Source organism: Roseateles sp. GW821-FHT09G03, assembly GCF_059416045.1.
Genome location: NZ_JBWKOK010000012.1, coordinates 21,344 through 33,458 on the forward strand (window position 1 = coordinate 21,344; position 12,115 = coordinate 33,458).

Here is a 12,115-nt window from a genome sequence, read left to right on the forward strand (position 1 = left end):
ATGGAGTCAGTCAGCGGCTTTGCAAGATCTTGGCCCGCTGATAGGCCTCGTGGAGCTTCGCGTAGACCGGGCCGGGCTTACCGCGCAGCGCGCCGTGGCCGACCTGCTCGTGATCGAGCCGGGTGACCGGGGCGACCTCCTTGCTGGCGGAGGTCAACAGGATCTCGTCGGCGGTGCTCAGTTCGGTCTCCGCGATCGGACGCAGGTTGCAGGCGATGCCGAGCTCCTCGCAGAGCTCCTTGAGCAGACGCACGCGAATGCCTTCGAGCAGCGCCTCACCCGGCGGCGGCGTCAGCAGCGCGCCGTCGCGCACGATCCACACGTTGCTGCTGGAGCCTTCGGTCACATAGCCGTCGCGGATCAGCACGGTCTCGTCCGCGCCCTGATCGGCCGCGGCCTGCCGTGCCAGCACGTTGCCCAGCAGCGAGATGCTCTTGATGTCGCCGCGCTGCCAGCGGAAATCCCTCGCCGTCACGCAGATCAGGCCTTGATGGCGCTGCTCCGGCGTCAACGCGAGCAGGGGCTGCGTGTACGCGAGCACCGTCGGCTCCAGGTCCTTGGGCATCGCATGGCCGCGCGCCGCGACGCCGCGCGTGACCTGCAGGTAGATCATCTGATCCTCGACCTCCGGCAGATGCGCCACCAGACTGTGGAACAGGTCCAGCCAGGCCTCGCGCTCGTAGGGATCCTCGATGCGCAGCGCCTTCAGGCTTCGACCGAGGCGGTCGAGGTGGTCGTCCACGCGGAACAAGCGGCGCGCATAGACGGGGATGGACTCGTAGACGCCGTCGCCGAAGAGGAATCCTCGGTCCATCACCGGTACCCGGGCATCGCCGAGCCGGCCCAGGTGGCCGTTCAGATAGCAGGGAAGATCGGCCCAGGGCATGGTCATCGGTGGCTCCCGCAGTGTGGTCACGCCGAAGCCACCGACTGTACGCCGCCGGCCCGGCTCGCCAACCCCGGCAAGCGAGGGGCCTTGGCCGACCGGCCCGTCGACACGGCCCGACCGGACCATGGCGACGGCGCCTGGCCGGTCCGCGCGGGTCTTACTTGATCCAGAGCCGGATCGCGTCCCAGGCGCGGCCGAAGATGCCGGCCAGCGGCACCTCCTGCTGCACGACCAGCGGCACTTCGGCCACCGGCGCGCCGCCCGAGGTCGTCACCTTCAGGGTGCCCACGCGCTGATTCAGCGCCAGCGGCGCGACCAGCGGGTCGGTGCGCTGGATGTCGGTCTTGAGCTTGCCGCCCTCGCCGCGCGGCACGGCGACGAAGACCGCATCGGCCGCGCCCAGCTTGGCTTCCGGCACGGCACCCTTCCAGACCTTGACGGTGGTGATCGGCTGGTTCTTCTCGAACAGACGCACCGCGTCGAAGGCCGAGTAGCCCCAGTTCAGCAGCTTCTGGCTTTCGGTCGCACGCGCTTCCTTCGAGGCCGTGCCCATCACCACGCTCAGCAGACGGCGCTTGCCGTTGGGCACGTCGCGCTGCGCGCTGGCCGCGAGGCAGTAGCCCGCCGCATCGGTGTAGCCGGTCTTGCCGCCGTCCACCGACGGATCGCGGCCCAGCAGCATGTTGCGGTTGGACTGGCGGATCTTGTTGAAGGTGTACTCGCGCTTGGAGTAGTAGTCGGCGTAGTACTGCGGATAGTCCTGGATCACGTGCGAGAAGATGACCGCGATGTCGCGGGCGCTCGTCTTGTGGCCGGGCTCGGTGATGCCAGTGACGTTCTTGAACGACGTGTTCTTCAGGCCCCAAGCCTGCGCCTGCTTGTTCATCATGGCGACGAACTGCTCGACGGTGCCGCCCACGCCCTCGGCCAGCGCGACCGAGGCGTCGTTGCCCGACTGGATGATCATGCCGCGCAGCAGCTCGTCGACCTTGGGCGTCATCGTCGTGTCGATGAACATCAGCGACGGATCGCCCTTGCGTTCATCCCACGCGCGCTTGGACACGGTCAGCGTCTGGTCCAGCGTCAGGCGCTTGGCCTTGAGCGCGTCGAAGACGACGTAGGCCGTCATCAGCTTGGTCAGCGAGGCGGGATCCTGCGGCGTGTCGGCGTCGCGCTCGGCGAGCGTCTGGTGCGTCGTCAGGTCCAGCAGGACGAAGTTGCGGGCCGCGATCTCGGGCGGCGTCAGCGCCTGCGCCGACGCGCCGGTCGTCATCACGAAGCTGGACAGGCCCAAGCCGAGAGCGAGGGAGGCGAGGAATCGTTTCATTCGGGAGAGATCCTTAGGTGCGCGCTTCGCCGACGGCATGCCAGCCGCGCGTCACCAAGTTCTTGAGCAGCGGCAGCTGCCCATGGAAGAAATGCCCGACACCGGGCACCACGATGATCGGCAACGCCTGCGGGCGCGCCCAATCGAAGACCGCGCTCAGCGGCACCACATCGTCCTGTTCGCCGTGGATCACGACGGTATCGGCCGGCACCGTCGCGACGCCGAAGCGGCTCGCGGCCGGACCGACCAGCAGCAGGCGCTCGGCCGGCTGCGCGAGCTGGAGGGCCGCCTGCGACGCGACGAAGCCGCCGAAGGAGAAGCCCGCCAGCGCGAGCGGCTGCGCCGGGTCGCGGAAGGCCGCGATCACGGCCAGCGCGTCGTCGACCTCGCCGCGGCCTTCGTCCCAGGCGCCGGCCGACTTGCCGATGCCGCGGAAGTTGAAGCGCACCGCGCGATAGCCCAGGTGCACGAACGCACGCGCGATCGTCTGCACCACCTTGTTGTCCATCGTGCCGCCCTGCGTCGGATTGGGGTGGCAGATCACCACCACCCCGCGCAGCGGGCCCGCGTCGACCGCCGGTTCATCGATGGCGACTTCGATCTCGCCGGCCGGGCCGGCGATCTGCCGGCGCTGGGTCTGTGCATTCATTCGAACGGGCTCCCGATCAACGGCCGACCGAATCGTCGAGCACCAGGCGCTCGACGACTTCGCCATGCTTGAGGTGGCGTTCGACGATCTCGTCGATGTCGCTGTTGTCCACGAACGAGTACCAGACCGCCTCCGGATACACGACCGCCACCGGCCCGCCGGCACAGCGGTCCAGGCAACCCGCCTTGTTCACGCGCACGCCGCCCTTGCCGGCCAGTTGCTCGGCCTTCACGCGCTTCTTGCAGTGGTCGAAAGCCTCCTGCGCGTTGTGCTGAAGGCAGGCGTTCTCGTTCTCGCGCTGGTTCAGGCAGAAGAAGATGTGGCGTTGGTAGTAGCTGGGAGCGCTCATCGGTCGATTGTAGTTTCAGGGTTTTCACCGAGCGGCCGTTCGTGCGGTCCGTCACGAACCGTTTGTCCTTCAGAGCGCCCGACCGATGGTTCCACGGCAGGCGGCGGACCTGGACGATCGCTCTGCGTGACGCCGTAGAGCAGCCACGCCAGCGCCGCGAACGGCCACAGCCACCCCACCCATTGCGCCAGCCCGTAGAGATTGACGAAGCGGCCCTGTTCCCAGAACTGCAGACTCTCGAGCAGGTAGGGATCGGACGGCGCCTCGGCCATCAGCGCGATCAGCACGGTCAGCACGACCAGGCCCCAGGCTGCGTTCGCGCGACGCGACATGAAGGCTGCCAGCAGCGCCAGCGCGCCGCCGATGATCAGGCCGGGCTCGGTCGTCGAGGTCAGCCAGGCCCAGGCGTGATCGGGACCGAAGTTCAACACCGTCGACCAGGCCGTCGTGGTCACGCCCAGTGCGATCGCGCCCAGCACGAGCAATGCGCGCCGCTTGCCCGGTCGCGCCACCGACAGCGCCAGCAGGCACGGCGCCAGGACCCCCATGGCGATGGCGATCGCCTCGAGGCCCGGTGGCAGGGGCAGTTCGTCGGTGAGCTCCTTGGGAACGAGTTCCCACGGCGTGTTCTCGAGCAGCAGCTCGGTCCATTCGCGCAAGCGCGGGAAGAGCTGGCCGAGGCCCAGCGGCAGCGGCGCCGGATAGAGCAGGCCCACGGGCCACATCGCCAGCAGCGCCAGCGCGCCCGCGCTGTGCGGCACGAACCAGCGTTCGCGCCAGCCGTTCCAGCGCGCCAATCCGCCGAGCCCCAGGACCGCCCACGCGCAGAGGCCGCCGAGCCAGGCGCCCGCGCTGTTGAGCAGGAAGTCCGCCAGCGAAGGCACGCGGCCCGGGAGGAAGTACTGCAGCGTCTCCATCGAGAACGACAGCAGCGGCAGTCCGACCACCGTCAACAGCAGCGCGCGCACCAGACTGCCGCTGCCGCGGCTCACCGCGGCGAAGCAGAGCAGGCCCAGCGGCCAGTAGCCGACGACGTTGACCCAGATGTCGAACTTGCCCCAGTAGCGCGGCCAGGGCAGCCCGACGAAGCCCGGCCAGGGCAGGCTCGGCGGCATGCGCCAGGGCCAGAACGGATACAGGCTGGCATAGACCACCAGCACGGCGTAACACAGGGCCAGCCAGGTGGCGGAGCTGCGCCGATGCATCACCGGATCAGAAGGGTTTGACGACGACCAGGATCACGATCGCCGCGAACATCAGCACCGAGACCTCGTTGAACACGCGGAACCACTTGTGGCTGCGGCGGTTGGCGAGCATCTCGAACTTGCGCAGGAAGGCGCGGCACACGTGGTGATAGCCGATGACCGCGACGACCAGGGCGAGCTTGGCGTGCATCCATCCGTTCCCCGGGCCGCGGCCGATGCCGTAATACAGCCACAGTGTCAGGCCGAAGACCAGGGCGAGCAGCATCAGTCCCGAACTGAAGCGATAGAGCTTCAGCGCCATGATCAGCAGCCGTTCGCGCTCGGCATGGCTGTCGGCGGGGACCATGGCCAGGTTCACGAAGATCCGCGGCAGATAGAACAGGCCGGCGAACCACGCCGAAACGAAGATGATGTGAAGCGCTTTGATCCAGAGCATCGCGGCATTATGGAGGGCGCGAAAAAAAACCCCGGCTTCACAGCCGGGGTCGGAAAGCCTTATCGCTGTCATCACGTTAAGGCTCCTGCTCAGGGAGGAAAAGCAGGGAACGACAGCCGAGCGGCTATCATTCAAGAACGACTTTAACAGATCTGCCGAATTTCGGAATCTACGTCTTTCCACCTAGTGGCCCCTCATCCTGGTGGTACTTCTCGGAAATCATGCAACTTCCCGCACCCTATCCCGCCAGCCGCCCCCGTCGCCTGCGCCGCGACGCCTTCACCCGGGCGCTGGTCCGCGAACACCGGCTGCACCCGAGCGATTTCATCTTTCCGGTCTTCGTCCATGAAGGCGAAAACCGTGTCGAACCGATCGCATCGATGCCGGGCGTGTCCCGACTGAGTCTCGACAAGCTGATTCCGGTCGCCGAGGAATGCGTCGAGCTGGGCATTCCGGTGATCGCGTTGTTCCCCGCGATCGACACGGCGTTGAAGACCCCCGATGGCATCGAGGCGACCAACCCGGACGGCTTGATCCCGCGTGTCGTGCGCGCACTCAAGGAGAAGGTGCCCGGCATCGGCGTGCTGACGGATGTCGCGCTCGATCCGTACACCAGTCACGGCCAGGACGGCGTGCTCGACGAGCAGGGCTACATCCTGAACGACCGCACCGTCGAGCTGCTCAAGCAACAGGCGCTGGTCCAGGCCCGTGCGGGCGTGGACATCGTCGCGCCCAGCGACATGATGGACGGCCGCATCGGCGCGATCCGTGCCGCGCTCGAAGGCGACAGCCACATCCACACGCGGATCATGGCCTACAGCGCCAAGTACGCGAGCGCCTTCTACGGCCCCTTCCGCGACGCGGTGGGCTCGCGCAGCAACCTCGGCAAGGCCGACAAGAAGACCTACCAGATGGACCCGGGCAACAGCGACGAAGCGTTGCGCGAAGTCGGCCTGGACCTGGCCGAGGGCGCCGACATGGTGATGGTCAAGCCCGGCCTGCCTTACCTGGACATCGTGCGTCTGGTGAAGCAGGAGTTCAAGGTCCCGACCTTCGCGTACCAGGTCAGCGGCGAGTACGCCATGATCAAGGCCGCCGCCGCCAACGGCTGGCTGGACCACGACGCTGTGATGCTGGAAGCGCTGCTGGCTTTCAAGCGCGCCGGCGCCGACGGCATCCTGACCTACTTCGCGATGGACGCTGCACGTCTGATCCGCGCCGGCGCCTGAGCTTCGACGACGCCAGGGAACGCCGGCTGCCCGCCCGACGCATGCGCATCTTCCATCTCAGCGACGCGCTCTACGAAGAGCTCGCCGCGCTGCCCGACGAACTCCCGCCGGAAGGCTTCCTGTGGATCGGGTTGCCGCGGCGCGAGTTCGAGCTCCAGCTCGGCACGCTTCAACAGCGGCTGATGCGCTGGGCCGGCGCGCAGTTGCTCGATCTGCATGTGTCGGATCTGATGAATCCGCAACTGCCGTCGCACTTCGACTACACGAGTTCGTACGACCTGATGGTCTTCCGCCGGCTCGCGACGATGCCGGGCAGTGAGCAGTACCTGTCCGACGACGAGCCCCGTCACGCCGCCGCGGTCAATGAAGCGCTGAAGGCCATCGACACGAGTCCGGTCGGCTTCGCCGTCTTCGACCGCGTCCTGATCACGGTGCATCCGGGCGAGTGCTCGCTGAGGGATCACTTCGCGGGCAAGCTCGGTGCGCAGCAGGAAGGCCGCGACCTGCGCGGCAGCACGCGCCTGCCTCACAGCCCGGCCGAGCTGATGCTGCGCATGGTCAACCACATGGTCGACAGCTACCTGGATCTGCGCCGGTTGCTGACGCGCCAGTTGACGACGCTGCAGAACCTGCTGCTCGACCGCCGCGGCCACTTCCGCGACTGGCCCGTCGTGCTGCACGCGCGCGACACGCTGTCGCGGCTGGAAGACCTCTGCGAGGACCAGCGCAGCGCCGTGCAGGAGTGGATCGACGCGCTCGGCGAGTGGCCCGTCGGCGACGCCCGGGCGGAGCGCGAGCGGGAGCTGTTGCGCGTGCGGTCGCGCGACGTGCTCGAGCACGTCGAGCGGGTGCTGACCCACGTGCGGCGGCTGGAGACGTCGGCCGAGACCTCGGTGCAGATGCACTTCTCGCTCACCGGCGAGCGCACCAACAACATCATGCGCACGCTGACCGTGCTGACGGCCATCTTCCTGCCGTTGAACCTGATCACCGGCGTGTTCGGCATGAACTTCGATACGCTGCCGCTGATCCACCGGGCCACCGGCTTCTGGATCGCTGTCGGCGTCATGGTCGTCACCGCCCTCCTGCTCGGCGCCTTCTTCTGGCGCAAGCGCTACCTCGGCACGCAGCAGTAGCGAGGACGCGAAGCGCTCAGCGCTTCGCCTTGGCTTTCGCCTTGGCTTTCGCCTTGGGCTTCACGGTCTTGGCCGGCTGGGCCTTCGCCGCGTAAGGGTCGGCGAAGCCGAGTCCGATCATCACCTCGGTCTCGCGCGCTTCCATGAACTCGGCCTCGTCGTCTTCCTCGTGGTCGTAGCCCTGCGCATGCAGCGTGCCGTGAACCAGCATGTGCGCGTAGTGCGCAACCAGGTCCAGGCCCATCTCCTTCGCTTCGCGTTCGACGACCTCGGCGCAGATCACCAGGTCCGCGGCAACGACCGGCTCATGCGTGTAGTCGAAGGTCAGCACGTTGGTCGCGTAGTCCTTCGAACGGTACTCGCGGTTGAGCGACTGCCCCTCCTGCGCATCGACGATGCGGACGGTGATCTCGCCCGGCAGCTCCAGCGCGGCGCGCATCCAGCGGATCACCTTGTGACGCGGCAGCAGCGCCTTGTGGCGCGGATCCGCGAATTGCAGCGACAGGCTCAGTTCCGGGCGGCTCATCGGGACGCTCCCTTGCGCGTGGACTTGGCAGCCGTCTTGGCGCCCGGCTTGGCCGCCGCCTTCTTCGTGGCTGGCTTCTTCGCTGCAGGCTTCTTCGCGGTCGCCTTGATTGCGGTCGCCTTCTTCGCCGCAGGCGCACGCGCAATGATCTTCTTCGTGACCGGCGTCTTGGCGACGGCGCGCTTCAGCGGCGCAGGCGGCGGAACGGGCGGAGGCGGCGCTTCGAAGCGCATCGCCTCCTCGCGCAGGCGCAGGGCACGCAGGCGACGTTCCTCGCGTTCTTCGGCGAACTGGGCGCGGTGCTCTTCCTGCGCGCGGGCTTCCTCCAGCGCCAGCGCTTCGGTCTGGTTCTCGTAAGCCTGCACGATGCGCGCGACCAGTGGATGGCGCACGACGTCCGCGCGCGTGAAGCGCGTGATCGCAATGCCCTCGACGCCGTCCAGGACCTGCTCCGCGTCGACCAGGCCGCTGCGCATGCCCCGCGGCAGGTCGATCTGGCTGGTGTCGCCGGTCACCACGCATTTGCTGCCGAAGCCGATGCGGGTCAGGAACATCTTCATCTGTTCGGGCGTCGTGTTCTGCGCCTCGTCGAGGATGACGAACGCATGATTCAGCGTGCGCCCCCGCATGAAGGCCAGCGGCGCGATCTCCAGCTGGCCCTTCTCGAACGCCTTGGTCACGCGGTCGAAACCCATCAGGTCATAGAGCGCGTCGTAGAGCGGCCGCAGGTAGGGATCGACCTTCTGCGTCAGATCGCCGGGCAGGAAACCGAGACGCTCGCCCGCCTCGACGGCCGGCCGCGTCAGGATGATGCGCTGCACTGTCGAGCGCTCCAGCGCGTCCACCGCGCAAGCCACCGCGAGGAAGGTCTTGCCCGTGCCCGCCGGGCCGATGCCGAAACTGATGTCGTGCGACAGGATGCTGCGCAGGTAGAGATGCTGGTTGCCCGTGCGGCCCGCCAGGTCGGCGCGGCGCGTGCGCAGCACGATGGTGTCCCCGTCCGCGTCCTCGCCATTGGCCAGCTTCTCGAGCTTCGTCGGCGCGGCCACGTCGTTGGCGGCCTCGACGATGGCCAGCCGCAGGGTCTCGCCGGGAATGGCCCGGTCGGCCCGCGCGTAGAGCGACTCCAGCAAGGCGAGCGTGCGCTGCGCCGGCGCGCGGTCGCCCTCGATGTTGAAGTGCTCGGCGCGGTGGGTGATGCGCACGGTCAGCGCCGCCTCGATCTGGCGGAGATGCTCGTCCAGCGGGCCGCACAGGTGCGACAGACGCCGGTTGTCGGCGGGGGTGAAGGCGTGGCGCAGGTTCAAGCGGAGAAGGCTCCGTATTCAGGGGGGTTGAGGGCGGTATTGTCGCGCGCCGGTGCGCCGCGCGCTTGCCGCGCCTGCACAATCGCCCCCCATGCACCGGACCACGGAACAACAGGGAGACGCTGCCGGCCAGAGGGATGCCGTGACGGCGCAGGGAGGATCCAGGCCTGCGGCGTATGGCGCCGCGGCCGCGCTGTCATTGGCCGTGCCGGTCTGCCTCGCCCAGGTGGCGGGGGCGGCGGTCGCCGGCGCCGATGGCGTCGCCGCCGGGTCCCTCGCGACGCTGTGGATGCGTCTGGCGCCGCAGCTCGCCTACGGCCTGCAATCCGCGATGGTGCTGATGGCCTTCGTGCTGGGCCTGTTGATCTGGCAACGCCGTGCCCAGCGCCACATCGGCTGGCTGCTCGCGCTGATGCCGGGATGGGTCGTCACGGTCGGCCTCGCGCCGCTGTCGTCGTGGCGAACCGGCATTGCGGTGATCCTCGCGCCATGGCTGCTGTGGTGCGCCGTCCATTACCTGATGCGCCGAATGCGTCGTCGCGACCGCCGCATGCATCGTGCGCTCCTGGCGCAGGCCCTGCTCTTCCCCGCCGCGCTGCTGCTGCCGGTGCCGGCAACACGCATCGCCACCTTCGCGCTCTGGTGGCTGGGCGCGCAACTGCTGGTCGCGATGGGCTGGCACCTCTGGCATCTGTGGCAGGACATGTTCCTGCCGACGCTGGAGGAGCGATACCCGCAGTCCGACTTCATCCTGAGCTGCGTGCTGATCGGCTTCGGCGTGCTCGCGGTGCTCGCGGCCTGGGTGCTGCCGGGCAGCGGCCTGGCCGGCATCTTCGGCCCGCTGTGTCTTCTTGGCCTGGGACTGCATCGCGTACGCGAATTCGCCCGCGCGCTCACACAGTCCGAGCTCGCCGTCCTGCAAGGCGAGTTGCGCCTGCAGGAACGCATCGCCGAACTGGAGCGACATTTCGATCAGGTCGCGGAAACCAAGCTGGAGCAGGTCACCGAGCGCGAGCGCAAGCGCATCGCAGCGGACCTTCACGACGACCTGGGCGCCAAGCTGCTGACCATCGTCCACACCAGCGAGTCGGACCGGATCTCCACGCTGGCGCGCGAGGCGCTGGAGGAAATGCGGCTGTCGGTGCGCGGTCTGACTGGCAAGCCGGTGCAACTGCTGGACGCGCTGGGGGACTGGCGCGCCGAAGTGGTCTCGCGCCTGGCCCAGGCCAACATCCTGGCCGAGTGGAAATCGCCCGCGGAAGACATCGAACACACCTTCCCCGCCCGCGCCTACGTCCAGACGACGCGCATCCTGCGCGAATCGGTCAGCAACATCATCAAGCACAGCGGCGCCACGCATTGCGTGATCAGCTGTTCTGCGCAGGACGGCTACTTCTCGGTGGTGATCCAGGACAACGGCCAGGGCATTCCGCTGGAGCTCGAAGGTCGCTTGGACAAGGGACACGGCATGGCCAGCATGAAGGCCCGCGCCAAGCAGATGCATGGCCAGTGCCTGGTCGAATCCGGACCCGGCTGGGGCACCGTCATCCGCCTGACGATCCCGCTCTGATCGCGGTTCAGCGTGATCCATTGCCGCCGGCGCCACAGTCCGGCGTTGATCAGGATGGTCAGCCCCTCCATAAAGCCGTACCGTTGCGTGAAGTCAGCGAGCACTCCGCCCGCACGACAATCCTGAGCAAGAATCCGCGCCATGAACCACATCCTGCTCCTTGAAGACATTCCTGAAATCCGCGCCTGGCTCAAGGTCCTGGTCAAACAGGTGTTCGCCAACGCGGTCGTCACTGAATGCTCGCGGGTGCAGGACGCGCTGCAGCAGGTCAATTCGCAGCGTTTCACGCTGGCATTGCTGGACCTGGGTCTGCCGGACGGTTCCGGCGTCGACGTGATCTCCGCGCTGCGCGAGAAGCAGCCGGAAGTCCAGTCGGTCATCGTCACCATCCATGACGACGACGAACATCTCTTCCCCGCCCTCCAGGCCGGCGCCTTCGGCTACCTGCTCAAGGAACAGTCGCGCGAACTGCTGGTCGAGCAGCTCCAGCGCATCAGCCAGGGCGAACCGCCGCTGTCGCCGTCGATCGCCCGCAAGGTCATCGCCTATTTCACGTCGCAACGCCGGCCGCAGGCCGCGCAGGTGCTGCACGAGGTCTCGCTGACCGACCGAGAGACGGAAGTGCTGCTGCGCGTCGCCAAGGGGTTCACGCTGCCCGAGATCGGCGTGCAGCTGGGTCTGTCGCGCCACACGATCGCCGACTATGTGAAGCAGATCTACCGCAAGCTCAACGTGAGCTCGCGCGCCGAGGCGGCGCTGGAAGCCCAGCGCCTGGGGCTTTTCGGCAGGAACTGAACATCCCGCGCGCGAATGGCAGAGGGCCGTTCGCGCGCCTCGGGAAAATACTGGACAAACATCCAGCAAATCGCCGTCGAATCGCTTCCGAACGCGGATAATCCGCGCCCATGATCGGCAAGCTCACCGGCGTCATCGCGGAAAAATCGCCTCCGCAGATCCTCATCGACGTGCAAGGCGTCGGCTACGAAGTCGACGTGCCGATGAGCACGTTCTTCAACCTGCCGGGCCTGGGCGAGCGCGCGTCGCTACTGACGCACCTCAGCATCCGCGAGGACGCCCACGTGCTTTTCGGCTTTCTCACCGCCGAAGAGCGCAGCACCTTCCGTCTGCTGATCAAGATCAGCGGCGTCGGTCCCAAGATGGCGCTGTCGCTGCTGTCGGGCATGTCGGTCGGGGATCTGGCGCAGGCCGTGTCCAAGCAGGAAGCCGGCCGTCTGGTGAAGGTACCGGGCATCGGCAAGAAGACCGCCGAGCGGCTGCTGCTGGAGCTCAAGGGCAAGCTGAGCCCCGACCTGTCGCTGCCGGTGTCCGTGGCGAACGACGCGCAGGCCGACATCCTGCAGGCGCTGGTCGCGCTGGGCTACAGCGAGAAGGAGGCGGGCACCGCGCTTAAGACCTTGCCGCCGGACGTCGGCGTCAGCGAAGGCATCAAGCTGGCGATGAAGCACCTGTCATGAACCCTCGCGCGCGGCGT

At 67.5% G+C, this 12,115-nt stretch carries 12 protein-coding genes and 1 pseudogene; 5 read left to right on the forward strand and 8 right to left on the reverse strand.

Annotated features, from left to right (window positions below):
* Nucleotides 1-10: 10 nt before the first annotated feature.
* The 6 genes from AC07OZ_RS28475 to AC07OZ_RS28500 all read right to left on the reverse strand — a co-directional run bounded on the left by AC07OZ_RS28475 (nt 11) and on the right by AC07OZ_RS28500 (nt 4,855).
* Nucleotides 11-892, reverse strand: coding sequence for a D-amino acid aminotransferase (locus AC07OZ_RS28475; protein WP_495470388.1), 882 nt, complete (start codon nt 890-892; stop codon nt 11-13).
* Nucleotides 893-1,046: 154 nt separating this feature from the next.
* A complete protein-coding gene (locus tag AC07OZ_RS28480; RefSeq protein ID WP_495470389.1) occupies nt 1,047-2,216 on the reverse strand; it encodes a D-alanyl-D-alanine carboxypeptidase family protein in 1,170 nt (389 codons plus the stop codon).
* 13 nt (nt 2,217-2,229) lie between these two features.
* Nucleotides 2,230-2,865 carry an alpha/beta hydrolase gene (locus tag AC07OZ_RS28485; protein WP_495470390.1) on the reverse strand — a complete coding sequence of 212 codons (636 nt, stop codon included), beginning with the start codon at nt 2,863-2,865 and terminating at the stop codon, nt 2,230-2,232.
* 16 nt (nt 2,866-2,881) lie between these two features.
* Nucleotides 2,882-3,214, reverse strand: a complete 333-nt coding sequence (locus AC07OZ_RS28490) for a (2Fe-2S) ferredoxin domain-containing protein (protein ID WP_495470391.1) — start codon at nt 3,212-3,214, stop codon at nt 2,882-2,884.
* Nucleotides 3,211-4,419, reverse strand: coding sequence for a VanZ family protein (locus AC07OZ_RS28495; protein WP_495470392.1), 1,209 nt, complete (start codon nt 4,417-4,419; stop codon nt 3,211-3,213). Before AC07OZ_RS28495 ends, AC07OZ_RS28490 begins: the two co-directional genes overlap by 4 nt.
* Nucleotides 4,420-4,426: 7 nt before the next feature.
* Nucleotides 4,427-4,855 (reverse strand): CopD family protein, encoded by a 429-nt coding sequence (locus AC07OZ_RS28500; RefSeq protein WP_495470393.1) that lies wholly within the window; start codon nt 4,853-4,855, stop codon nt 4,427-4,429.
* A 221-nt stretch (nt 4,856-5,076) separates the two neighbouring features.
* On the opposite strand from AC07OZ_RS28500, the gene hemB reads away from it, so the two are divergent.
* Both hemB and AC07OZ_RS28510 read left to right on the forward strand, forming a co-directional pair.
* Nucleotides 5,077-6,084: a porphobilinogen synthase gene (hemB, locus tag AC07OZ_RS28505; protein WP_495470394.1), complete on the forward strand. Its 1,008-nt coding sequence runs from the start codon at nt 5,077-5,079 to the stop codon at nt 6,082-6,084.
* 41 nt (nt 6,085-6,125) lie between these two features.
* Complete coding sequence (locus AC07OZ_RS28510; protein WP_495470395.1) at nt 6,126-7,220, forward strand: magnesium transporter CorA family protein; 1,095 nt, start codon at nt 6,126-6,128, stop codon at nt 7,218-7,220.
* Nucleotides 7,221-7,236: 16 nt separating this feature from the next.
* On the opposite strand, the gene ybeY is transcribed toward AC07OZ_RS28510, so the two are convergent.
* Both ybeY and AC07OZ_RS28520 read right to left on the reverse strand, forming a co-directional pair.
* Nucleotides 7,237-7,746 carry an rRNA maturation RNase YbeY gene (ybeY, locus tag AC07OZ_RS28515; RefSeq protein WP_495470396.1) on the reverse strand — a complete coding sequence of 170 codons (510 nt, stop codon included), beginning with the start codon at nt 7,744-7,746 and terminating at the stop codon, nt 7,237-7,239.
* 338 nt (nt 7,747-8,084) lie between these two features.
* Nucleotides 8,085-9,053, reverse strand: a pseudogene (locus AC07OZ_RS28520) (PhoH family protein); the annotation flags it as partial.
* Nucleotides 9,054-9,144: 91 nt separating this feature from the next.
* On the opposite strand from AC07OZ_RS28520, the gene AC07OZ_RS28525 reads away from it, so the two are divergent.
* The 3 genes from AC07OZ_RS28525 to ruvA all read left to right on the forward strand — a co-directional run bounded on the left by AC07OZ_RS28525 (nt 9,145) and on the right by ruvA (nt 12,098).
* Entirely contained in the window at nt 9,145-10,623 is a 1,479-nt protein-coding gene (locus AC07OZ_RS28525; RefSeq protein ID WP_495470397.1) for a sensor histidine kinase, read from the forward strand.
* Nucleotides 10,624-10,764: 141 nt separating this feature from the next.
* Entirely contained in the window at nt 10,765-11,418 is a 654-nt protein-coding gene (locus tag AC07OZ_RS28530) for a response regulator (protein WP_067069232.1), read from the forward strand.
* Nucleotides 11,419-11,528: 110 nt separating this feature from the next.
* Complete coding sequence (ruvA, locus tag AC07OZ_RS28535; protein WP_495470398.1) at nt 11,529-12,098, forward strand: Holliday junction branch migration protein RuvA; 570 nt, start codon at nt 11,529-11,531, stop codon at nt 12,096-12,098.
* Nucleotides 12,099-12,115 lie beyond the last annotated feature (17 nt).

Coding starts and splice junctions, on each gene's coding strand:
- AC07OZ_RS28475 (WP_495470388.1), bottom strand. CDS start 892: ATGACCATGCCCTGGGCCGATCTTCCCTGCTATCTGAACGGCCACCTG.
- AC07OZ_RS28480 (WP_495470389.1), bottom strand. CDS start 2,216: ATGAAACGATTCCTCGCCTCCCTCGCTCTCGGCTTGGGCCTGTCCAGC.
- AC07OZ_RS28485 (WP_495470390.1), bottom strand. CDS start 2,865: ATGAATGCACAGACCCAGCGCCGGCAGATCGCCGGCCCGGCCGGCGAG.
- AC07OZ_RS28490 (WP_495470391.1), bottom strand. CDS start 3,214: ATGAGCGCTCCCAGCTACTACCAACGCCACATCTTCTTCTGCCTGAAC.
- AC07OZ_RS28495 (WP_495470392.1), bottom strand. CDS start 4,419: ATGCATCGGCGCAGCTCCGCCACCTGGCTGGCCCTGTGTTACGCCGTG.
- AC07OZ_RS28500 (WP_495470393.1), bottom strand. CDS start 4,855: ATGCTCTGGATCAAAGCGCTTCACATCATCTTCGTTTCGGCGTGGTTC.
- hemB (WP_495470394.1), top strand. CDS start 5,077: ATGCAACTTCCCGCACCCTATCCCGCCAGCCGCCCCCGTCGCCTGCGC.
- AC07OZ_RS28510 (WP_495470395.1), top strand. CDS start 6,126: ATGCGCATCTTCCATCTCAGCGACGCGCTCTACGAAGAGCTCGCCGCG.
- ybeY (WP_495470396.1), bottom strand. CDS start 7,746: ATGAGCCGCCCGGAACTGAGCCTGTCGCTGCAATTCGCGGATCCGCGC.
- AC07OZ_RS28525 (WP_495470397.1), top strand. CDS start 9,145: ATGCACCGGACCACGGAACAACAGGGAGACGCTGCCGGCCAGAGGGAT.
- AC07OZ_RS28530 (WP_067069232.1), top strand. CDS start 10,765: ATGAACCACATCCTGCTCCTTGAAGACATTCCTGAAATCCGCGCCTGG.
- ruvA (WP_495470398.1), top strand. CDS start 11,529: ATGATCGGCAAGCTCACCGGCGTCATCGCGGAAAAATCGCCTCCGCAG.